21 protein-coding genes are annotated in these 22,111 nt (G+C 36.9%); 5 read left to right on the top strand and 16 right to left on the bottom strand.

All coding sequences use genetic code 11. The annotated features are described in order from the left end of the window. Positions 1-9 precede the first annotated feature (9 nt). Positions 10-939: an ornithine cyclodeaminase family protein gene (locus tag G4D63_RS18450; RefSeq protein ID WP_163181445.1), complete on the top strand. Its 930-nt coding sequence runs from the start codon at positions 10-12 to the stop codon at positions 937-939. Positions 940-1,090: 151 nt separating this feature from the next. Here the strand turns inward: G4D63_RS18450 and G4D63_RS18445 are convergent, their stop codons facing one another. From G4D63_RS18445 to G4D63_RS18415, 7 genes are all read right to left on the bottom strand, one after another. Beyond that, complete coding sequence (locus G4D63_RS18445) at positions 1,091-1,939, bottom strand: M55 family metallopeptidase (RefSeq protein ID WP_163181443.1); 849 nt, start codon at positions 1,937-1,939, stop codon at positions 1,091-1,093. Between the two features lie 230 nt (positions 1,940-2,169). Beyond that, on the bottom strand, positions 2,170-3,618 hold the full coding sequence (locus tag G4D63_RS18440; protein WP_163181441.1) for an ATP-binding protein: 1,449 nt from the start codon (positions 3,616-3,618) through the stop codon (positions 2,170-2,172). Positions 3,619-3,777: 159 nt separating this feature from the next. After that, a complete protein-coding gene (locus tag G4D63_RS18435) occupies positions 3,778-4,848 on the bottom strand; it encodes an acyl-CoA dehydrogenase family protein (protein WP_163181439.1) in 1,071 nt (356 codons plus the stop codon). Then, positions 4,845-5,996 (bottom strand): acyl-CoA dehydrogenase family protein, encoded by a 1,152-nt coding sequence (locus G4D63_RS18430; RefSeq protein WP_163181437.1) that lies wholly within the window; start codon positions 5,994-5,996, stop codon positions 4,845-4,847. Before G4D63_RS18430 ends, G4D63_RS18435 begins: the two co-directional genes overlap by 4 nt. A 73-nt stretch (positions 5,997-6,069) precedes the next feature. Then, entirely contained in the window at positions 6,070-7,257 is a 1,188-nt protein-coding gene (locus G4D63_RS18425) for a CaiB/BaiF CoA transferase family protein (protein ID WP_163181435.1), read from the bottom strand. 36 nt (positions 7,258-7,293) lie between these two features. Continuing rightward, complete coding sequence (locus G4D63_RS18420) at positions 7,294-8,106, bottom strand: enoyl-CoA hydratase/isomerase family protein (protein WP_163181433.1); 813 nt, start codon at positions 8,104-8,106, stop codon at positions 7,294-7,296. A gap of 152 nt (positions 8,107-8,258) precedes the next feature. Then, positions 8,259-9,590, bottom strand: a complete 1,332-nt coding sequence (locus tag G4D63_RS18415; protein WP_163181431.1) for a multi antimicrobial extrusion protein MatE — start codon at positions 9,588-9,590, stop codon at positions 8,259-8,261. A 128-nt stretch (positions 9,591-9,718) separates the two neighbouring features. Here G4D63_RS18415 and G4D63_RS18410 point away from each other — a divergent pair, with 128 nt between their 5' ends. Then, entirely contained in the window at positions 9,719-10,675 is a 957-nt protein-coding gene (locus tag G4D63_RS18410) for a bile acid:sodium symporter family protein (protein ID WP_163181429.1), read from the top strand. A 73-nt stretch (positions 10,676-10,748) separates the two neighbouring features. Here G4D63_RS18410 and G4D63_RS18405 read toward each other — a convergent pair whose 3' ends face one another. After that, entirely contained in the window at positions 10,749-11,900 is a 1,152-nt protein-coding gene (locus tag G4D63_RS18405) for a lactate 2-monooxygenase (protein ID WP_163181428.1), read from the bottom strand. Positions 11,901-12,112: 212 nt separating this feature from the next. Between G4D63_RS18405 and G4D63_RS18400 the strand changes: the two genes are divergently transcribed. Continuing rightward, positions 12,113-13,450 carry a hypothetical protein gene (locus G4D63_RS18400; protein ID WP_163181426.1) on the top strand — a complete coding sequence of 446 codons (1,338 nt, stop codon included), beginning with the start codon at positions 12,113-12,115 and terminating at the stop codon, positions 13,448-13,450. 54 nt (positions 13,451-13,504) lie between these two features. Here G4D63_RS18400 and G4D63_RS18395 read toward each other — a convergent pair whose 3' ends face one another. After that, positions 13,505-13,876 (bottom strand): hypothetical protein, encoded by a 372-nt coding sequence (locus G4D63_RS18395; RefSeq protein ID WP_163181424.1) that lies wholly within the window; start codon positions 13,874-13,876, stop codon positions 13,505-13,507. 153 nt (positions 13,877-14,029) lie between these two features. Here G4D63_RS18395 and rluF point away from each other — a divergent pair, with 153 nt between their 5' ends. Next, the gene (gene rluF, locus G4D63_RS18390; protein ID WP_163181422.1) at positions 14,030-14,743 is read left to right on the top strand and encodes a 23S rRNA pseudouridine(2604) synthase RluF; all 714 of its coding nucleotides are present in this window, start codon (positions 14,030-14,032) and stop codon (positions 14,741-14,743) included. A gap of 88 nt (positions 14,744-14,831) precedes the next feature. Here the strand turns inward: rluF and G4D63_RS18385 are convergent, their stop codons facing one another. Beyond that, positions 14,832-15,953, bottom strand: a complete 1,122-nt coding sequence (locus tag G4D63_RS18385; protein ID WP_163181420.1) for a glycerate kinase family protein — start codon at positions 15,951-15,953, stop codon at positions 14,832-14,834. A gap of 103 nt (positions 15,954-16,056) precedes the next feature. Here G4D63_RS18385 and G4D63_RS18380 point away from each other — a divergent pair, with 103 nt between their 5' ends. Continuing rightward, a complete protein-coding gene (locus tag G4D63_RS18380) occupies positions 16,057-16,845 on the top strand; it encodes a VOC family protein (RefSeq protein WP_163181418.1) in 789 nt (262 codons plus the stop codon). 64 nt (positions 16,846-16,909) lie between these two features. Here G4D63_RS18380 and G4D63_RS18375 read toward each other — a convergent pair whose 3' ends face one another. The 6 genes from G4D63_RS18375 to G4D63_RS18350 form a co-directional block, all read right to left on the bottom strand. Next, on the bottom strand, positions 16,910-17,569 hold the full coding sequence (locus tag G4D63_RS18375) for a hypothetical protein (RefSeq protein ID WP_163181416.1): 660 nt from the start codon (positions 17,567-17,569) through the stop codon (positions 16,910-16,912). An 87-nt stretch (positions 17,570-17,656) separates the two neighbouring features. After that, entirely contained in the window at positions 17,657-18,463 is an 807-nt protein-coding gene (locus tag G4D63_RS18370; RefSeq protein ID WP_163181414.1) for an undecaprenyl-diphosphate phosphatase, read from the bottom strand. Positions 18,464-18,503: 40 nt separating this feature from the next. After that, complete coding sequence (locus G4D63_RS18365; RefSeq protein WP_163181412.1) at positions 18,504-19,202, bottom strand: aspartate/glutamate racemase family protein; 699 nt, start codon at positions 19,200-19,202, stop codon at positions 18,504-18,506. Positions 19,203-19,315: 113 nt separating this feature from the next. Continuing rightward, positions 19,316-20,458, bottom strand: coding sequence for an acyltransferase family protein (locus G4D63_RS18360; protein ID WP_163181411.1), 1,143 nt, complete (start codon positions 20,456-20,458; stop codon positions 19,316-19,318). Between the two features lie 40 nt (positions 20,459-20,498). Next, complete coding sequence (locus G4D63_RS18355) at positions 20,499-21,446, bottom strand: alpha/beta hydrolase (RefSeq protein WP_163181409.1); 948 nt, start codon at positions 21,444-21,446, stop codon at positions 20,499-20,501. A 15-nt stretch (positions 21,447-21,461) separates the two neighbouring features. Beyond that, positions 21,462-21,995, bottom strand: coding sequence for a helix-turn-helix domain-containing protein (locus G4D63_RS18350; RefSeq protein ID WP_163181407.1), 534 nt, complete (start codon positions 21,993-21,995; stop codon positions 21,462-21,464). Between the last annotated feature and the right edge of the window lie 116 nt (positions 21,996-22,111).

The following is a 22,111-nucleotide window of genomic DNA, read 5'->3' as shown; positions in this document are numbered from 1 at the left end:
GACTACAACTTGAATTTTTTTAATGAAGAACAAATCAAATCACTTGTCTCTATAAAAGAATTAACTGATGAATTAGAAGTATTTTACCGAAATAAAACAGAGGTGATCATACCAGAACGTCTTCATTTAGATGATGGAGATAACACCGTACTCATTATGCCAGCATTCGATCCAGATTATTATGCCATTAAACTGGTCGGAGTTGCACCACATAACAAAGTAATATGTAAACCTTCTATTCACGGTACTGTCATATTACATAACAGGCATACACTGGAGCCATTAGCCATGTTTGATGGTCCTGCCATTACAAGTCTTAGAACAGGTGCCATCGGTGGACTTGCAATGAGGTATCTTGCAAGGGAATCAGCAGAATCCATCGGAATAGTTGGAACCGGGATTCAAGGTTGGAGCCATCTTGAAGCAGCCTTAGGTGAAAGGAATATTAAAAAGGTTTATTTATATAACCGTAGTAACCATGCTCTAGAGAGATTTAAAAAAAGATTAGAATCTCAATTTCCTGACCAAGAGGTTAGCGCAGTAAACGTAGAGGAACTCACACATGCTTCTGATATTATAGTGACAACCACAACATCTGATATTCCTGTTCTACCAGATATACCACCCAAACTATTACTTGGAAAGCTTATTGTCGCAGTTGGATCGTTTAAACCTACGATGCAAGAAATTCCGAATCCAATTCTTCGAGCTGCTCATCCAATTTATGTAGATACTTTAACTGCTTTAAAAGAGTCGGGAGATATGAAAAAAGCTCAGGAGCTCCAAGGTAATGGGCTACAGATTCAAACTCTAGATAATCTTGTGAATTTCAAAACTACTAATTCTACTTCACCTTTTATCTTGTTTAAATCAGTGGGAATGTCCCTATTTGATTTATTAACAGTAAAGTGTATTTACGAACGTAGCAGTAAACAATAGGTCATACTAACTTCATCCCACCATAAGCTGTGAGTGGTTTCTGCTATCACTTATTAAAATAGAACAAGGTATTTTTAGCTTTAGAAAAAACTGAACAAACTCCCAGAAGATCCTGGGAGTTTGTTCAGTTTATGATTGGAAATATTATATATTATGCGTTAACTTGTCCTAAAACTCCATTTGTTGCTGTCATCGCAATGATTACGCATCCCCACATATGTTTATAAGCGGTTACCATGTCATCACACGTAAATCTAATTGTTTTCGGTCCTACTAACGTTACAGTTGGAATCGTTGTTGTCATAAGTGCTTGATTTGGTCCTTTCATTTCAATCTCAAATGTAACAGGACCCTCTACCTTTAATGGACTAAATTGGTCTATACGTCTTACCGCTGCTTCTACTTTTTCTCTGATTAGCTTATGTGCTTTTTCAGGGTGCAGTAACTCTGCTGAAAAACGATCTATTCCCCTTTTTACAATTGCTGCCTCGACATCTGGTAAAGTTTCTTGAACTTCTGCAACGTATGCATCATCACCTGAGATAAAAACAGTTGGTACACTAAACTGTCCCGCAACCATGGCATTCATTTCGGTTTCACCGACTACTTTACCGTTAATTTTCATTTCATTTACACAAATACCAGCTAAAGTATGGCTAATTACTGCTCGTTCCGATCCACCTTCACGCCCATGGTGTCCGACGAAAAGAATTCCAGCAAAACTGTCATCTAAACCTTCTAATTGACACATAACTCGATTACTTCCTTGAACAAGAGTTGCTCTGGAATCTAAATCTTCAATAAAGATATTAGACATGTTTCCATGTCCGTCTGCCACTACTACCTCTTTTGCTCCTCCGTTAAACGCCCCTTCAATTGCAGCGTTTACATCCTGCGTCATTAATTTACGAAAACGTTGGTATTCACTAGGAGTTTTTAACTGTTGACCAGTAGCAACTCCAGAAATCCCTTCAATATCTGCTGAGATAAATAGTTTCATGGTTAATCTCCTTTTGGTTCCGGTTTTTTTCTAACTATGCTAGATACACTCTTTCAAACGAATGTGCTCAGGGCCTCTTAAAAAAACGGCTACCATTTATTTTTTTACGATATCTAAATTCTAAAAGTATTCTTTTGATCAAGCAAGCTTACATATCTCTTTAAAAAAGCCACTCCCCTTTTCGATCGCTCAGAAGGAGGTTGGCTTGACAGTAGTTAATATTGTATTTATTACTCAATAATAGGAAAGCTGATGGTAAAGGTAGTTCCTTTTCCTACCTCACTTTCACAATGTAATGACCCATTATGATTTCTTATAATTCTCTGAGTAATCATTAAACCTAACCCGTTTCCTTTTGTCTTTGTTGTATAAAACGGTTCACCTATGCTCTTAATCTTCTCACTTGTAATTCCACAGCCCTCATCAATTACTTTAATGACTACTTCAGAGTGCGTATGATCACATATAATTTGTACTTTCCCTTTTGTATTCACTTCCATTGATTCGATTGAGTTTTTTATCAAATTAAAAAACACTTGCTTTACTTGGTTCTGGTCACCATTTATATAAATATCTGGGCTAATTGTCGTAATTTCCAGTGTTACCCCTTGTGTAAATGCCTGTGACTCCATTAAAAACAAAACATCCTGAAGAAGATTCACAATATTAAACGTATTTGTTTGGAGTGCCTGAGGCTTAGCTAACATCATAAGCTCCCCTGCAATTCTATCTATGCTTTCAACCTCTGATGAAATAACATCCAGAAATTCTGGTTTAATATGCATTCGATCTTCTTTCATCATCTTAATAAAGCCTTTTATCGTCGTCAGTGGATTTCTTATTTCATGTCCAATCCCTGCTGAGAGCTCCCCTAATAATGAGAGCTTTTCAGTTTTGACCAAAGCTTCTTCAGTTTTTCTTTTCTCAGTAATATCTATCGTAGAACCAATAATGCTAGTTGTTTTTCCTTGTTCAATTACGGGATTGATTACAGTTAGTAGAATAAGATTGTTTTGATCGGTTTCTTCAAATACAACCTTTTCCTGTCGATACCAACAGTGATTGTAATGGTCAATTATTACATTAGCTTTTTCTGTTTCCATTATATCCTGAGGTCTTTTTCCAACAACTTGTGAAGGAAGCTGATAAAACTGCTTAATAAGTTGCCCATCAAATAGAGTATAGAAATAGTCATGATCTACCTTTTCCACACTAAAAATTAGGCCTTGCTGATGATGGATGACCTTTTGAAATTTTTCCTTCGTCCGATTCTGTTCTTCTTGATAGTATTTTCTTTTACTAATATCACGGGCTATTCCTATAATAAAACTACAGTGTGTGTTTTCATCAAACACAGGCAAAATGGTTGTTTCAAAGGTTTTATAAACTCCATTAAGGGTCATTGATTCTTCATAGGTTAAGGAGTTCTTTGAATGAATAGATGCCCTGTATCTCTCCTTAATCTTATAAGAGTCTTCGGGTGATACAATATCATCAACACTTTTAGACAATAACTGTTCCTTTTGTAGACCAGTTCCTTTAAGATAGGCTTCATTTACTTCAATACAACGGTATATTTCATTAGCTTCCACTTTAATAACAAAAACCATATCCTCTAAAAGGTTAAAGAGAGACTTAAAATTAATTGTTTTATTTTCTAGTAGTCTAGTAATGACCATCAGTTATACCCCTGTATTTTTAATATTATAACAATTATACAAATAATACTAAGCCTTGGCTATATCGCTTTTGGTAAGAAGTAGAAATTTACAAAGTCTTAATAACTACTATAATCTAAATATGAGAAATGACCTAAATATTTTTAGGTCATTCCTATCCTATCCTTTTAAACTCGTGATATAAGGCCATAATCTATTCGATGATGTTTCCAAGATCTTCTCACCTAGGGTTAAAGCCCATGTCGTTTCATTTCCAAACTCATCTCTCCATGCCCATACGCGTCTAGTACTTTGATGAAGCGGATGTTCATCTGTAAAGCCCATTGCAGCATGAACTTGATGAGCAATACGTGAAACTACTTCGGCTGCATCACCTAATTGAATTTTAGCCATTGCTACTTCGTCTACTTGTAGCTTAGTATCGACATTATTGATCATATAATCAGCTACCGCCATGGAAGCTGTTGCTTCTCCAGCTAAAACTGCCAATTGCTGTTGAATCGCTTGGAATTTACTTATGGGTCTGCCAAACTGAATTCTTTCTTTAGAATAAGCTACCGTTAATTCTAAAATTCTTTCAATCGCTCCTGTCATAAGCATTACCCTGGTTAACGTCGATATAAGTGTTAGCTTTTCAATAAGCTCTAACTCTACCATTACAGTCTTGTCCTTCGGTAGCAGAACACTTGATAAAGTGACCTCATCCCTAGGTTCTCCAGCAAGACTATTTTTTTGCTTAATCTCGCAATCCATCAAAGGAACACTTGCCAGCAACATTGTTTCATCTGAAGTGGTTCCTACAACAATTACGTTATCTGCATCTCTTCCCCACGGAACAAAACTAGCTCTACCAGTAAGTATCCAACCTTCTTCACTCAAATTAAATGTAATAGGGTCCTTATGTATTTCTTGAGAAAACGTGGAAATTTTATTAGATACAGGTAAACCAGCAGAGCTTAAAAGCCAATTAGATAAAACGTGTTCTGCTAATGGAACAGGAGTAGCAAAGAATCCCGCCAATTTTATAAGTGACAAAAAGTCACCTAAATCCCCACCTGCACCGCCTTGATTCTCCTCGATTCCTACAGATGTTATTCCTAATTCAGTAAGAGTAGCCCATAAATCTCTTGGAAATACTCCTTTTTCTGCTTCGGTGATCAACTCTTTCGTACAATAATCCTTCAATAACTTCCCTACCGTTTCTTCAAGCATAGAACGTATTTCACTCATCGCACACCTAACCCCCTTGCAATAATGCCACGTAAAATCTCAGTCGTTCCTCCACGTAAAGTAAAACCTGGAGAGTGTAAGATAGCCTGTGCTAATAAAGCATCAAATGGAGTCTCTGCCGACACGGATGGTTGACTAGGTATTAGCAGACGTGCCACTTTGATTACCTCGTTCTCATATTCTGTACCCAAATCTTTAACCAATGCCGCCGCTACTTCCGGAGTGGATCCTTTCTCTAACAATCCCGCTACTCCTAATGACATATGGCGAAGTGTCCATAATCTCGCTACTAATCTACCTACAGCTACTTTTGCATGGTCGCTTGATGTATGAGAAAGTTGTTTAACTAATTCTTCTAGTAGAGGATATGTACTCATTATTCGCTCAGGACCACTACGTTCATAGGCAAGTTCAGCTAAACTCTGTTTCCAGCCTTGTCCAGCCTCACCAATAATCATATCCTCTGTTACTTCGACATCTTCCATAATCACTTCATTAAAGTGATGTTCACCCGTCATTAAATGAATGGGACGTATCGTCACACCAGGTGCATGTAGATCAAGCAAAATTTGACTTAAGCCTTCATGCTTTTTTTCACCCAATGCCTCAGTACGACAAAGTGTAACCATATAATGACAATGATGGGCGCCACTCGACCATATTTTACTTCCGTTTAATAACCACCGATTTCCTACCTTTTTGGCACGAGTTGATACTGAGGCGAGATCTGAACCAGAATTCGGCTCACTTAATCCAATCGCAAAATATATTTCACCTTTTGCGATACCTGGAAGAATTCGCTGTCTTTGTTCTTCAGTGCCATATTTCAAAAGAAGAGGGCCTGTTTGGCGGTCTGCAAACCAATGTGCTGCAACAGGGGCGCCACTAGCTAATAACTCTTCAGTAACAACAAAACGTTCTAGTGCTGTACGTTCCTGACCACCATATTGCTTCGGCCATGTCAATCCTAACCAACCCTGTTCACCAATTTTCCTGCTAAATTCGGCTGAGTATCCACCTAGCCAAGAGTCACATTTAGGTTCAAAATTCCCCTGTTCTCTTTCCTTAATTAAAAATTCACGTACTTCTTGTTGAAGGGTAATAGCCGATTCTGGTAAATCTATACTTGGAAGCTTTAATTGTTTCATTCCTTACCTCCTATATTATTATTTAACTAGAAATTGGTTTTTTTACATAGTAAGATTCTCGTCTTCCTAGATACTATATGACTCCCTCTTCTATTAATCTAGCAATTTCATCACTACTGTATCCCAGTTCCTCTTGGAGATAAGCAGCTGTATGCTCTCCTAATAACGGTGGGTATTTTTCGGTTTTGATATTTAGATCCGAAAATCGAAGTGGACTTTTAACAAGCTTCACTGTGCCAACTGTAGGGTGTTTAATTTCCTCTACCGTTTCCCTAGCCTTTACCTGTTCATGTTCAAAAACTTGTTCAATATTATTGACCGGACCCGAAGGAACACCCCCTTCTGATAATAAGGTAAACCAATAATCTGCAGTTTTTTGTAGAATCACTTCTTGAATATAATTAGTAAGCTCTTCACGGTGTTGAATTCTATCGTTGTTGGTCTTAAACTTTTCATCTTCTGCCCATTCTGGGTGGTCTAACGCATAACATAGTTTTTTATATAGGCCATCATTTCCAGCACAAATCATTAACGGACGATCACTACATTGAAACACCTGATATGGAACAATATAGCTGTGTCCATTTCCAATTCTATTGGCAATTGCACCTTTATTTAGATAACTACTTCCTGCATTAGCTAGTGAGCTTAGTTGAACATCCAGTAAGGAAAGATCGATATGCTGGCCCTTACCAGTATGATCACGTAACCTAATTGCAGACAATATACTAATGGCTACATACTGAGATGTCATGATATCGACTACTGGTACTCCCACCCTCGTTGGGTCACCTTCAGGAAACCCAGTCACGTCCATCATGCCACCTATTGCTTGAATAACAGGATCGAATCCCGGTTCATTACTAAAAGGACCAGTTTGTCCATATCCAGTAACTGAACACATAATGATCATAGGATTTACCTTCTTTAAATCTTTATATCCAATCCCCATCCGCTGTAAGGTTCCTGTTTTAAAGTTTTCAAGTACAACATCTGCATCCTTTACCATTTTCTTAAAGAGCTGCTTTCCTGTTTCATGCTTTAAATTTAAGGTAATTGAACGTTTATTTCGATTCGCACTCATATAATATGTACTTTCACCCTCAACAAAAGGAACCCAATCTCTCATGCTATCGGTACCGGAAGGAGACTCTACTCTAATAACGTCCGCTCCTAGGTCACCAAGAATCATTGAGCCTCCAGGGCCAGCATACACTCTTGATAAATCTAATACCTTTATGTCCTCTAGAGGTTGGTTCATAAATTCTTCCTCCAATTTAATCGTAAAATTCTGACTTTATTTTTTACTCTTTGATTTCATTGCCTCTAGAAGAGTTACATATTCGTGTGTATCAGTAACGACTGCCATATGAGAAGAAACCATATCAAGGTGTGTTCTTAAGCTAATTTTATCGTGATTTTTCACTAGTCTCTTAATCATTCGGAGTGCATTCTGTGGCTTAGAGCATAAAGTTTTAGCAAATTGTACTGTCTTTTCGAACACTTCATCCGCTGGATACACATAATCTACCATCCCAATTTGTTTTGCGTCATTTGCACTTACTCTCTTACCAGTCCAGAGTAGTTCTAACGCCTTTGACTCACCGACTATTTTGGGCAGAAAGTAGCTCCCGCCATCTCCAGGAACCAATCCCAAGTGGATGTAGCCTTCACCAAGTCTTGCTGTATCTGCACAAAAACGCAGGTCACACATTAGAGCCATATCAAGTCCAGCTCCAATTGCATCTCCATTTATACACGCAATAACTGGCTTGTCAATCTCTTCTAATAATAAGGGGATTTTTTGAATATTATCCCAAAGGGCTGACTTTCTCTTTACCGCATCACTCCATAAATCAACTTCAGGCTCTCCGATAAATCCCTCACCCTTTGATAACGCTTTAATATCACCACCAGCTGAAAAAGCCTTCCCAGTAGCTGTTAAAACTAAGACCTTCATTTCATCATCGCTTTTAAAATCCTGCAAGGCATGATACCAGCTTGAAATCATATTATGGCTAAAAGAATTTAAGGATTCAGGTCTATTTAACGTTAAAACAGCAATCCCATCTTCCCTTTTTTCTAACACTATATGATTGTTATTTTCCATCTTATAACACCTCTTTCGCAAAAGTTTAAATCTTCAGTCTATTATTATTTCTCTATAGATTGTTTTATCCCTTCAAAGATATATATGCAGTGGTTAATTTTAGAATAACTTAGCTACCTTCTGGACATTCAGACACAAAAAAACCCAAGGTTTTATAAACCAAGGGATTGATTGATTTTCATTCTGTTCTTTTTAATTGCTGTTCTATTTACTATGAAAACTACTACTATAAGTTCAATGAACAAACCAATTGAAACGGCTAATGCTCCAATAACACCATTCCATCCAGAAGCAAACGTAATTCCTAATGTAAGGATAATTGTAGTCATAATCAGATTTGCAGATTGAGAGATAATCGTTACTTTTGTTTGCTTTTGGATCATCAGGACTCCATTAAAAAAGTCTACCAATGGAAACACAATCGCCATAATGAGAAAGACTTTTAGTGTATCAAGACTTGCATCTAGTAACCTACCTGTTACCCCCATATATTGCTCCATCATGTATCTACCTATATCTGTAAAACAAAATGCACTAAGCGTGATAAAAGGAATTAAGCTGATCATCATCGTGAACCTCTTCACCTTATCTCGATGATTCTTATAAAAATTTATCACAATCTGATGTGTATAAGAAAAAAAGCTTAAAAACAAATGAGTAATACTTAAGGCAATCGTAAAGCTTGCAATTGCTAAAGCTATATCCACGGTCTTTCCTAAAAAGATATTGGTAATAGGCCCAATTAAAACAGTAATAATTGATGATAGCATTAAAGGGCTATAGAACCGGAAGATTTCAGACTTTGAATGAATCTTATCAGTGGTACTAGTCGTTGGCATTTTCCGAGCTAATGCACGTGCCTCGATCACACTAACCATACACTCTATCATCATTCCAACTAGAAATACAAATGCACCAGTCTTACCAGAGATGTGTCCTGTTTGAATAAAGTAGAGTGATAGACCATACATGGCAGCTAATCGAACAACCATTCCAATTGTAAGCCATTTGGTTTGGCGATTATAAATAATAATCCCCTGTGCTAAACAACGTAGTCCCGAGAAAATCGTAACGAATATAAGCACTTGATATATACCTTTAATTTGTTTCACCATGTCATCAGATGCACCAAAAATAGTTGAGAATACAAAATCCCCAATCGGTGTATACGCAATAAGCATAGAAACTCCTAGTAAGCTAAGGATGATATAAGACGTAAAGATTGACATCCTCCTGAAAGATTCTTGATCTCGAACTAATGTCGTACAGGTTTGTCTTAAAATAACGGCAAGGCGTTCGGTGATCCCAAAAAGGCTAATTGCAATAGCATAACTAGCAATGACGACCTCCGAATTTTCTGTTCGAGCTAATGTGCTATTGATAATGATGTGAGAAAGGGTTACTAGACTTGCTGAGATACCCAGAGGAATAAAGAAGAATAATAATGTCTTCATGGTGAGGTTATCTTGTTTGGTAGTACTCATTAATTATTCACACCTTTGTTTCGAATTCCGAAATTATATTTTTCATTCTATAGAAAGGATGTTCATATCACAAGGAATATTTTATATAATACTAGTTATAACTCTATAGGAAATGATGAGGGACATAAATGATCAACAACCTAGCAAGCTTTTTATCTAAAAGACTACCTGTCCTTATTTTATTGGTAGCAGTTGGTACTTATTTTTCTCCGTTGTATTGGGTCGTCTCTGCATGGGTCCCTAGCTTGCTACTTGGCACAGTGATTTACTTTACAGGTTTATCTATTCATATTCATTCAGTGAAGGTGATTGGCAATAAGAAGAAGGAGCTTGTCATCCTTGTCCTCCTGAAATGGATCTTTACCGTTTTATTATCTATTGGACTCTCACAGTTATTTTTTACTACACATCCTGAGATTGCTGCAGGTTTAATTTTGGCAGGTACTGTTCCAAGTGCAACCGCAGCCACTGTCTTTACTTTTTTAGCTGGCGGGAATGCCTCCCTTGTAGTGGCCGCTTCCCTTTTAGATGTTGCCATTAGTCCTATTATTACCCCTCTTTCGATGATGAGTTTATCAGGTCAAGAGGTAAACATTTCTTTTTGGAGCTTAATGCAATCGTTTATTTTGATTGTTCTGTGCCCATTATTGTTTGGAGTTGCCACTCAGAAGTTAGCTCCTAGATTAGCTGGTCAGTCAAAAACTGTCACAAAAACAGGTTCATCTCTTGCTCTTTTATTGGTTGCCCATACGATTGTAGGTAGTGGAAAAGTCGCCATTTCAAATGAAATATCGCTTTTGCCAACCGTGGTTATTGCAACTTTAATTCAAGTAGTACTTCCGATGATTACTGCTTATTTTATTTGTAGGAAATTAAAAATGAAGGAAGAGGATTGCCGAGCAGCTCTCTTTCAAGTCAGCCTTTGTAATTCGGCACTTGCTGCCATCTTAGCATATCAATTCATTGGTGATTTAGGGGTAGTTGCGCCTATATTAAACATGATTTTTAATTTATCTATCGGAGCCTATGTGGCTAATTACTTTGCGAGAAACATTATCAAACAGCCATACCAAAAGGCAGTTTAATATGAAAAGATTCACCCTAAGTAGACAAGTGAACCTCTTTATGTGAATGATTGACTCTAGTTACACACCACTGTTAAACCTTTTTGAGTAGATCTCTATTTAGTTCTGAAATAGTCGATTTTCCTGATAACGCCATGGTTAGATCAAAATCTGCTATTAAATTTCGAAGTACCTGCTTTACCCCTTCTTCCCCTGCCAAAGCTAATCCGTACATATAAGGTCGTCCAACTAGAACTGCTTTAGCACCTAAGGAAAGCGCCTTTACTATGTCAGCTCCTCTTCGAATTCCACTATCAAGTAAGACTGGAATTTGATCTTGTACCACATCACAAATTTCTGGCAAGGCTTCAATAGAGGTAATAGCACCATCTACCTGTCTTCCGCCATGGTTACTGACAATAATACCATCCACTCCATGCTCTAACGCTAACCTTGCATCATCAGGGTGTAAAATTCCTTTTAAGAGAATTGGTAAGTTAGTTTGCATCCTAATATAATTCAAGTCCTTCCATGTTAAAGCAGGATTTCCAAATATCTTTGCCCATAACATGATTGCAGATGTCATATCCTCTTTGGGAGAAGTGGTTAATCTTGAACAGAACACCGGATCCTCTAAATAATTACCAATACCTTCTCCTTGTAAAAATGGTAAGTACTTGTGTTCAATATCTTTTTCGCGCCAAGCCATCATTGGTGTATCTAGTGTAATCACAATAGCACTATAGCCTGCTGTCTCTGCTCTTTTTACCATACTGACGGCTATTTCACGGTCACTACTCCAATACAGCTGAAACCACTTTTCACCATTAGGACTTTCCTCTGCAACTTTTTCTAAACTATAAGTGGAAGCAGTACTTGCTACAAAAGGTACTTCCATTGCTGCAGCCGCACGAGCACTGCCTAATTCTCCATCAGGGTGTATAATCGACTGTACTCCAACAGGAGCACAAAGGATAGGGTACTTATACCTTTTACCATAAAGCTCCACACTTAAATCTCTTGTAGAAGTATCGCAAAGCATTCTAGGCACGATTTGCCACTTGTCAAAGGCACGGTTATTATTTCTTGCCGTTACCTCAGCTCCTGCAGATGCTGCCACATAGTAAAATGGCTCCTTTTTCAAATGAGCCTTTGCCTTCGCCTCAAGCTCTTCATATGTTACTGGAATAATATTTTCCTCAATTTGCTGATACACCTTTAACTGTACTTGGTTTCCGTATGTCATCTTCTCCCCTTCTTCCTATGTAAATTTATACCATCTTAAATTATAAGCGCTTACAAAAGGGTTGGTCAATCAATAGTATGAATATTCTAAATTCAGACAAAAAGTACTACCCTCTGTCAGTAAATGTTAGTTTTTTTGTCATGATATAAGTTGACTAAATTTTCTGAATAACAGACGATTAAAGTGTACTATAAGACGAAAGGAGATGGAATATGTTAAAGAAAACTATGATGGCTGTAACACTGAGTGCAACTTTGTTATTGTCCACCGGTGTGGCTGGTGCTGCTCCAAGCAATACGAATAAAGGGACACAGGCAACTACTCCTTACTATGTGAATGAGTTATCCCTTCCGTTTAAAGCATTAGAAGGCTATGAAACGGAAAGGTACTGGGGAGTACATAACGGTGCGGGATACAGAATTGAGGTACCTAAGGACTGGAATGGAGAGCTTGTTCTATGGGCGCATGGATATCGTGGTACCGGACTGGAGCTTACTGTTGACGTTCCTACTATTCGGGAGCACTTTATAAAAAAAGGTTTTGCTTGGGCGGCTTCTAGTTACAGTACAAACGGATATGATGTTGCTCAAGGTGTGAAGGATACTCATGCACTTGGTAGTTTGTTTAACGGTAAAATTGGTAAGCCAAATAAGACCTATATCACTGGTCAATCAATGGGTGGTCATATTACAGCTGTTGCCGCGGAACAATATGGAAGCGCTTACGCAGGTGCGTTGCCTATGTGCGGAGTTACTGGTGATACTGAGCTCTTTGACTATTTCACAGATTTCGGCTTTGTTGCACAAGCGTTGGGTGGTATTAAGAAGGAAAATCAGGTGTTTATTGCAGATGTTAAGTACTTTAATGAAACGGTACCTAAAATCAAAGAAAAACTAGGGATCGGTAAATTACTCCCCGCATCTAGCTTGACTCCGGATGGATTAGTTTTAAAAAAGGTTACTATGAACCTAACAGGTGGAGAACGTCCATTATACGATTTTGCTTGGGGAGCTTACAAAGATTTTTTATTTGAGCAAATGCCAGTAGATCCAAGTTATATTGTTGCTCCAAAAAATGTTGTAAACACTACCGATTCTGTATATCAATTCGATGAAGATATGAACACCTTATCAAAAGAAGAAGAAAATTTAAATGAATCTACACTTCGAATTGAAGCTCACCCTTCTTCTAAACAAAAAGGGTTAACAGGAATACCCAAAGTACAAGGAACACACAGCATGCCTATGATTTCTCTTCATAACATAGGTGATCTATTTGTGCCCTTCCATATGCAACAATTGCATGTAAAGCGTGCGATAGCACAAGGAAACGAAGACCTACTTGTTACAAGAGTTATCCGTGATGTTAAGCATTGTGGTTTTACAGCTGAAGAACAAACAGAGGCATTTGATGATCTAGTTTTGTGGGTTGAAGAAGGGGTAATACCAGATGGAGATGATGTATTAGATCCAGCCAATGTAGCAGACAATACGTTTGGTACAAAATTCACTAGTGAATTAAGAGGTTATGATCCTCTCAAAGATAAGTAGTTAATACTGTACCAAAGGGGTTATTAACCCCTTTGGTTTATTTATATTTTGAAACTAAATCAGTTGATCCTTATTTACCCGATTCCTAACCTCCTCCATCTTCTCATACAACGTTTCCTCAATATCAACCTCAAAGTAATTTGCAAACTTAACGAGATATGCAATACAATCTACTATTTCTTTACCTATATTTTCTTTATACATTTCCTTTGCAAGTTGAAAAGCAATGTCTTCTCCCTGCTCCCCTTCATCCTTATACACTACATTAAACATCGCTCTAAATTCCTCAGCGATTTCGCTAACCTCTGTAGTTAGAAGCATATAATTATTTAATAATGAAGCCCTTGTTTCCGAATAATTCTCATCTGAGATTTCCCAATTCATCTCTTTTTGGAAGTTCATTAAAAACTGCTGTATATCTTTCATCCTGCTCGCTCCTTGTTTTCTTACTATTTTTTCATTTTATCACACAGACTTATTTCATTACTCAGTAAAAGAAATCTAATCAATGCTGTTATGTTTTCCGATAAATTTACGGTATACTTTGATATAGAAAAGATAGATCAAGGTGGGTTAAGCATGAGAATTAATAAATACATAAGTGAAACTGGTATATGTTCAAGACGTGAAGCAGATAAATGGGTTGCCGATAAGCGAGTAACAATTAATGGGAAGCTTGCTGAGCCTGGTAGTCAAGTAGGAGAAGGTGACGAGGTTCGAGTAGATAATAAGCCTATAAAAAGTAAACCGAAGCTAGTCTATATTGCATTAAACAAACCTGTTGGAATTACTTCTACAACAGAAAGACATATAAAAGGAAATATCGTTGATTATGTGAATCATCCCCTCCGTATATTCCCGATTGGGAGACTCGATAAAGACTCGGATGGTTTGATTTTAATGACAAATGATGGTGATATCGTTAATAAAATATTACGTGCCGAAGGGAAACATGAAAAAGAGTATATTGTTACAGTGGATAAGCCCATCACTCAAAAATTCCTAAATGGTATGGCACAGGGTGTAGAAATACTAGATACGAAAACCCTACCTTGTAAGGTGTATCAAGAATCTAAATATGTTTTTAGGATTATTTTAACTCAAGGGTTAAATCGTCAAATCCGCAGGATGTGTGCTGCGTTTGATTTTAATGTAAAAAAACTACAAAGAACTAGAATCATGAATATCCATTTAGGCAAACTTCCGATTGGTAAATGGAGAGATCTCACTACTGAAGAATTAAATCAACTATTTAAAGATACGAATTACGAACCGAATCGAGATACTATGTAAAAAGCTCCCTTCAACGAAGGGAGTTTTCACTTATACAAAACTACCATTTTATACTTAGGCAGCCATAGTTGTGCCTTATTGGCAGCCCTTATCTTGCCAGTAATCTAGCAAGATTTTTTGCCTTTTTATATAAAAGCTCTTCTGCATTTAGCATACTTTCTTGTAGAGACATTGGCCCTGTAGAAATTGAATCACAGCTTAGGAAATAATCGTATAATTTCTCATAGCCTTTTCCTAAGCTACCGGAAATCAAAACAGCGTTTACATTTTGTTCAAATGCTAGCTTTCCGATGTAACCCGGTACCTTTCCGAAAAGGGTTTGAAAATCACTCTGCCCCTCTCCTGTTATCACTAAATCAGACTTCAAGATTTTATCTTTTAAGCCTGTTGCCTCCCCTATTAACTTGGCTCCAGAGACAATTTCTCCACCAATTGTTAGAAAGGCAAACCCGAGCCCACCTGCAGCTCCTGCTCCCTCAACTTCTGCAAAGCTAGTCTTAATCTCTTTTTCTACTAAGCTAGCAAACTTTGAAAGAGCTTTATCTAAAAACTGAACGATTTCTTGGTCAGCACCTTTTTGAGGGCCAAAAACCGCTGATGCTCCGTTTGGTCCACAAAGAGGATTTTCTACATCACTTGCAATTTGAAAGCTACATTCTTTCACTCTAGAATCTAAAGTTGAGTAGTCGACGATTGTGACCTCTGATACGGATTCTCCAAAAGGTCTCACGCTATGACCATAATCGTTAAGGAATGTTACACCGAGTGCTTGTAGCATACCTAAACCTCCATCGTTAGTTGCGCTTCCTCCTAATCCAATAATAAATTTTCGATATCCAGAATTGATTGCTTCTAGAATGACTTCTCCAATTCCGAATGTTGTTGTATACAAAGGGTTGCGTTGACCCTCAGGTACCATAGGTAGACCCGATATCAAAGCCATTTCTATGACAACTGTGTCACCATTCCCTAAAACTCCATACTGAGTTTCAACTCTTTTACCAAGCGGACCCATCACATCTACTTTGAAGCGACTACCCTTTGTTGCAAATAAAAGGGTACTGAGGGTCCCTTCCCCTCCATCAGCCATTGGTATCACTTCGATATTTGCCTGAGGGATTTCACTTAAGACGCCTTTTTTAATAGCTGACCCTGCTTCTAAGGATGTTAAGCTCCCTTTAAAGGAATCTGGTGCAACAATAATATTCATACTCAACACCTTTTCAATTTTCTTCTAGTTTACCATCTTCTATCTAATTGTTTGACTATTTTAACAATCTGTAACAAAATTTTGTTTAAAAGGAGTGATTATCATGTCAATTGTTTTTGATCATCTTGTTCATTTCACAAAAGAACCAAATGCAGCTAGAGAGGAATTTCTGAAACTTGGGTTTCATGCCATAAAGGGTGGAAATCATCCAAATTGGGGTACATATAATTCACTCTGTTACTTTCAGGAGCTTCGCTACATTGAATGGATTGGTTTTACAGATCATAGCATTGCGGAATCTTCTGATAGTATTTTGATTCAACAAATTTTAAAAGATTTTCCTACTGAAGGATTCTCACAGCTCGCTTTCCGAACAGATGACATTGACTCATTGAAACTATCTCTACAGAAAAAGGGATTACAAACGGTGGGTCCAGTTGAAGGAAGTCGTAAAAAAGAGGACGGAACAACTCTTAGCTGGGCAATGCTTTTCATTGAAGATGAAGAAGAACAGTCTCTTCGTTCACCGTTTTTTATTCAATGGGGAAAAGGTGATCAAGACCGTACTAAAGAAATGAGGAATTTGATGGTTCACTCTAACAAGGCCTCATCTATTTCCTATATTGGACTAGCTGTAAAAGATTCAGTATCTGTTGTACAGAGGTATGCTTCACTATTAGACTTACCTATTCCCATCCAATCAGAAAAGGATAAAGTAGGTTCTTATTTTGAGTTAGTTCTACAGGACTTTAGTTTAAGATTTTACGAGCCTAATACACAGGAGTTAATAAATTTTATTGAAGATAAAGGTGAAAAGCCATTCATATGTAAAATAGCAGGACTAGATTCCGATCAATTCGTAGAAATTAATGGCGGACTATATTCAATTTAATTTAATATATCTTTGTTTTACACAGAAGCATGATCACACAAAGGTTTGATTATGCTTCAACCTCTTATAATCTTCTAGTCTTATCACCTGACCTAATGATTATATTAACAAACCTAGATTCGCCACTTTGTATGAGAATACTCATATTTGACACAGCAATAGTAGTCTCCAGCTTCAACCGTTTTTTTTCTTTTCCATTTAACGAAACTACATAAGGCGCGCTATTATTCATAAGATATACCATTGGTAGGTTATCTTCAAAAAGGTACTCTTCATAAAAGTCAATCGAAAATCCAACTTGATCCTCGCTGTTATTTTGAAGAGTAAGCTCGCAGAGTCCATGCAATGTCTTTCCATTAACCATTTCAAAATTGCATACACTCTCCTCACGCTCATACGAAATAGCATAAATACCAGTTGCAAATGTCTTTTGAAATAGATCAACCAGTAACAGTGGTGCGAATATAGCAACTGCAATGGCAATAAGGGTGACCCTTGCTTTATATTTCTTTAGTGCTTTAACAAGAAAAAAGAGGCTTACTATTAGCAGTAGTAATGCAGTAATGCCTACATAATGTAATCCATTTGAAGTTTTAATCGGTATATTTAAGATTGAACTTGCTGTTTGACCTAGTGGATTCCCGTGTGGAAAGGGAAAGTTTAAAACCATAGAAGAAATAAATAAAACAAAAAATAGATACAAATATTTTTTGTTAATAATCAATTTTCAAACCACTCCTTTGCTCTAATGAGTCTCACTAAATATAATGGGATTGCCTTAACGACAACCCCTCATAAACTTTAGCTACATTTACGTAGTAATTAAGATGAAAGAACCTACTACAAAACAATAATACGCAAAGTATTTTAAATTGCCACGCTCCATTAGGCCCATAAACCATTTAAGGGAGAAATATGATAATACAAATGAAAAAATAAAGGCAATTAAATAAGGAATCAGCATGTCCCCAACATTCATGTCGTTTATTTTTAGCACGATGGTTCCTAAACTCACAGGAATATATAATAAAAATGAAAATCTCAAGGCTGTTTCCCTTTTCATTCCGATTCCCATGGCTGCAACGATCGTTGCTCCTGACCTGCTTATTCCTGGTATTAACGCTACAGCTTGAGCAAACCCAACGATTAGCGCATCTTTTAAAGTAAGGTTACGATCACTCTTTCGGCCTTTTAAATTTCTAATTAACCATAGTGCTAGACCAGTCACTATTAGAGCACCACCAATCGGAGCAATTCCCCTAAATGATGCGGAAATTTGATCTTCAAGCAATAATCCAATTACACCAGCTGGTATTGTACCAACTATGAGATAAACAATGAACATAAAATCAGTTTTATAGGCTGAGTCTCTTTTGGTCATATATTTCAAACCGTTTTCTGTTAATCTTGTTAGATCATTTCGGTAAATAAGTAAGACTGCAAGTAATGATGCAAAATTCATCAAAACCTCAAAACTGAAATCATTCTCAGATACACTCAGTCCAAAATATTCTTGGGCTAAAACCAGATGACCACTCGATGAGATTGGTATGGGTTCTGTAAAACCTTGTAGCGCACCTAGAAAGGCGTACTTAAGTATGATCATTAACTCTTCCATTGATTCCTCCTATTTTCCTTACATTTTGTCTATTTTAAAATTACTCATCAATTCCTAATGAGAAGTGGACTGCCTCCACCGCATGAATAAGAGCTGTATCATATAATGGGACGTTTACATCTTCAGCCATAATGAGTAAGCCAATTTCCGTACAACCTAGGATGATTCCTTCTGCTCCTCTATCAACTAAACTATCAATAACTTTCTTAAGAAACTCCCTAGAATCTTGCTCTATTTTACCTAGACATAATTCGTTAAAGATGATGTTATTTAAACGGACGCGATCCGCTTCTGTTGGTACCATAACAGCAAGATTATTAGATTCGAGACGTGATTTGTAAAAATCCTGTTCCATTGTATACTTTGTGCCAAGTAAACCAACTTTTTGAATCTTAGACTTATGAATTTCTTTAGCTGTAGCATCTGCAATATGTAAAATTGGGATCGTTATTTTTTCTTCTATAAAATGAATTACTTTATGCATCGTATTTGTACAAATAATAATGAACTCTGCTCCTGCCTTTTCTAATGACTGTGCCACTTCAGCAAGCTTATTACCAGCACTTACCCAATCACCTTCTGCTTGATAACGTTCAATCTCTTCAAAATCAACACTAAAAAGAATACATGTTGCTGAATGTAATCCTCCTAGCCTTCTTTTAACCTCTTCATTAATCACACGATAATATCCTACTGAAGATTCCCAGCTCATTCCGCCTATTAAGCCGATTGTTTTCATAATGAATGTTTCTTCCTTTCTTAACATACCAATTTGAGCAATTCAACTGTAACATAAAAACATGATTTCTTAAAAAGCGTATTACCTCAATTTATTCAAGCTTGTTTTATATATTACCTAATAGACAATTTCTCCGTATCTCCCACTTGTTTTGTTTCTTTTGATTTTAAACCAAATATAATCCGGGTGACAGATAGGTGACGAATCACAAAATGATAGATTAGTATATTGAAGGCAAAAGAAATTCCAATTAGAATGAGTAGCTTAACAGGTATTGCCCAATTTAAATCATGTATGAAGTAACCAACAATTACGATAACAGGTTGATGAATCACATAAAAAGGCATAGATGCTTCACTTCCGTATTGTAAGAAATGGCTATTATGTGATAAAAACTTGTTAGCCAGATAGAATATGATTAGTAAAAGAGACCAACAGTTAAGTGTTCGAATTCCATAGAAAATCGTACTTTCAATAGACCCATGTTGTGGGTAATGGTTCATAAACCATACGATGTATATCAAAGTGGATGCAACAGCGACCAGTATAGAGTATTTTATTAGTCTTTTATTTGTCAACACGAATGTCGGACTGGAAAAGAAATAGAATCCATATATAAAAAGAAGTAAATAAATAAATAAATCCCAACCACCTAGTTTTTGTGTATTCACTACTCCAGCTAAAAATAGTAATAGAGGTGGAGTTAGAAAATGGATGGTTCCCACCTTCTTAAAACTAGGGAACTTTTTAAAAAGTGGTAAACAAAGTAAGGAGAAAAGTAACAATACAAGCAAGTACCATAAATGCAAACCAAAGAAGGCAAAATTCCCAGTGCCACCGAAATCTAGATAAACCCCATCAAAGAAGTGAGGATAAAATCCTAGAAAGTCACCTTTGAATTGGTTGTTAACAATCCTCTCTATGTAAATTTGAGGTGGAGTTAAAAGTAATACCCCCATTATAAGAGGTACTCCTAGCCGCACAAACCGTTCCTTTATAAAGGTAAGTAGTTTTCGCTTTCGAAGAGCGTATACCATACTAATTCCTGAAATAACAAAGAATATAGGCATGATCCAGGATCCTACAAATAGAGAAAAAACTAAAACCCAAGATGAATTCAGCTCACTATTTTTGATATGCCAAGGAAACGGATTAAAGAACATCGAACAGTGGTAAAGGAAAACAACTAATGTTGCTAGAACACGAATCCAATCTAAATCATATCGCCTCTTTTGTTCATAACTATTTTTCTCCATTTCACACCCCAAAATTTTACATTTTTCTAACTAATAAATTCTAACCCTCTAGATAATACTTTTCAAGCCATTTCTGGAGCGTTATTTCCAATTCTGGATGTAACGGTTGTCCTGATTCCTTAATAAGGTCCTTCTTCACTGTAAACATAGTAGAAGTTGCTTCTTGCATCTTTAATGAGTGACCCATATTTGGAATAACATAGTAGTCCGATTCGCCTTTTACATAGTTTGATAGCCTACTAATGACGTCTGGGTTAGCTTGTATATCTCGCTCACCAGTAATAGCTAGAGTACGTGTATCTATCTTTCCAAGGTCTTCACGAACATTATAAGCAAAGTGCTCTCGGAACCATTTAGCATTAATCTTTTGAAACTGAACCTTTATTACATCTTCCTTTGAATCCATCAGTTTACCCAAGAACTTTTGAGCCTGCTTTTCAACTTTTTTATGAGTTCCTAGCAATCTTAACAACCAGCCAAGAAATCCTTTTGCGGCTAGTATATCCTTTGTCACAAGCTCACGTTGTCGCATTAAGGCTTCTTCTAACCTTTCAACTGCTCCAGATAATAAGATTAGTCCCCCAATAGGCTCCCTTACAGCAATTGCTGTAGCAATCATTGCACCTTCGCTATGACCTAGCACAATAATCTTTTCAGCATCCACTTCTGGGCACTTCTTTAAAAAATTAATACCCTCTTTAGCGTCATTGACTAAATCCCACATTCCAGTTTCAAAAAAATCCCCTTCACTTTCTCCCACACCTCGTTTGTCATACCGAAGTGTAATAAAACCTAACTTGGATATAAAATGGGCTAGTTGTCGATACACTTGGAGATCCATCTTCTTATTTACTTTACCATTCCGGTCTAGTTTACCTGAGCCTGGTATGATGATGACTGCAGGCAGTTTCTGATTTTCTCCATCTGGTATAGCCATAGTTCCTCGTAATGTAACAACAGAAGCTATAGTAACCTCTATTTCTTTCATTCTAGATCTCTCCCCTTATTGGTTTATTCCTGGAATAATTATATTGGCAAAGGTTCTTTTCTTTCTATTAGGTGAAGGTTGGTTTTTTATCACCTTTGCATAGGCTTGACTAACCTCTTGCAGAAAATCCTTAAACTCTTCGTCAGATAAAAAGATCGTTGCTTGCCTTAATGAAACGCCATCTTTTTCAAAATCAAATGAACCCTGTGATACATATTGTTCATACTCTGAAAGCAAATTGGCCATATATTTCATAAAAAGCTCCAAGTGTTGATCCTTCGTATATTCGGAAAGGTCTCCATTATTGATCTGAGAATTATTTGGAGAAAGAGAGTAGACCTTTTCTATCGTTCCACGTATTGGCTGTTCATCCGTTACAAATATAGTTCCTGACTCATAGAGTTTCTTGAGGTGACGATAAAAGGTTGCTTGTGGGACTTCCGGCAATTTCTCCCTCATTTGCTGGGCACTTAGGGATTCATTAATTAACGACTGGAGAATCCTCATCCTAATGGGGTGTAGTAAAAGATCTGCTTTTGATTCACTCATTCGTTTCCTCCATTTATCATTATCAATAATGATAATAATTTAAAAGCAAGAAAATGTAAATATAGAAAAAGGGGTTATTTTCCAAAAAAATAGTAGGAATTCTCTATAAAATAGGA

Origin of the sequence: Bacillus mesophilus (assembly GCF_011008845.1) — a bacterium.
Classification (GTDB): Bacteria; Bacillota; Bacilli; order Bacillales; family SA4; genus Bacillus_BS; species Bacillus_BS mesophilus.
The sequence above is the reverse complement of the archived record's forward strand: the minus strand, read 5'-3'. Positions and strand labels throughout refer to the sequence as shown.

Excerpts from the sequence above, each read along its gene's own strand:
- G4D63_RS18445 (WP_163181443.1), bottom strand. The coding sequence starts at position 1,939 with ATGAAACTATTTATCTCAGCAGATATTGAAGGGATTTCTGGAGTTGCT.
- G4D63_RS18440 (WP_163181441.1), bottom strand. The coding sequence starts at position 3,618 with ATGGTCATTACTAGACTACTAGAAAATAAAACAATTAATTTTAAGTCT.
- G4D63_RS18435 (WP_163181439.1), bottom strand. The coding sequence starts at position 4,848 with ATGAGTGAAATACGTTCTATGCTTGAAGAAACGGTAGGGAAGTTATTG.
- G4D63_RS18430 (WP_163181437.1), bottom strand. The coding sequence starts at position 5,996 with ATGAAACAATTAAAGCTTCCAAGTATAGATTTACCAGAATCGGCTATT.
- G4D63_RS18425 (WP_163181435.1), bottom strand. The coding sequence starts at position 7,257 with ATGAACCAACCTCTAGAGGACATAAAGGTATTAGATTTATCAAGAGTG.
- G4D63_RS18420 (WP_163181433.1), bottom strand. The coding sequence starts at position 8,106 with ATGGAAAATAACAATCATATAGTGTTAGAAAAAAGGGAAGATGGGATT.
- G4D63_RS18415 (WP_163181431.1), bottom strand. The coding sequence starts at position 9,590 with ATGAGTACTACCAAACAAGATAACCTCACCATGAAGACATTATTATTC.
- G4D63_RS18410 (WP_163181429.1), top strand. The coding sequence starts at position 9,719 with ATGATCAACAACCTAGCAAGCTTTTTATCTAAAAGACTACCTGTCCTT.
- G4D63_RS18405 (WP_163181428.1), bottom strand. The coding sequence starts at position 11,900 with ATGACATACGGAAACCAAGTACAGTTAAAGGTGTATCAGCAAATTGAG.
- G4D63_RS18400 (WP_163181426.1), top strand. The coding sequence starts at position 12,113 with ATGTTAAAGAAAACTATGATGGCTGTAACACTGAGTGCAACTTTGTTA.
- G4D63_RS18395 (WP_163181424.1), bottom strand. The coding sequence starts at position 13,876 with ATGAAAGATATACAGCAGTTTTTAATGAACTTCCAAAAAGAGATGAAT.
- rluF (WP_163181422.1), top strand. The coding sequence starts at position 14,030 with ATGAGAATTAATAAATACATAAGTGAAACTGGTATATGTTCAAGACGT.
- G4D63_RS18385 (WP_163181420.1), bottom strand. The coding sequence starts at position 15,953 with ATGAATATTATTGTTGCACCAGATTCCTTTAAAGGGAGCTTAACATCC.
- G4D63_RS18380 (WP_163181418.1), top strand. The coding sequence starts at position 16,057 with ATGTCAATTGTTTTTGATCATCTTGTTCATTTCACAAAAGAACCAAAT.
- G4D63_RS18370 (WP_163181414.1), bottom strand. The coding sequence starts at position 18,463 with ATGGAAGAGTTAATGATCATACTTAAGTACGCCTTTCTAGGTGCGCTA.
- G4D63_RS18365 (WP_163181412.1), bottom strand. The coding sequence starts at position 19,202 with ATGAAAACAATCGGCTTAATAGGCGGAATGAGCTGGGAATCTTCAGTA.
- G4D63_RS18360 (WP_163181411.1), bottom strand. The coding sequence starts at position 20,458 with ATGGAGAAAAATAGTTATGAACAAAAGAGGCGATATGATTTAGATTGG.
- G4D63_RS18355 (WP_163181409.1), bottom strand. The coding sequence starts at position 21,446 with ATGAAAGAAATAGAGGTTACTATAGCTTCTGTTGTTACATTACGAGGA.
- G4D63_RS18350 (WP_163181407.1), bottom strand. The coding sequence starts at position 21,995 with ATGAGTGAATCAAAAGCAGATCTTTTACTACACCCCATTAGGATGAGG.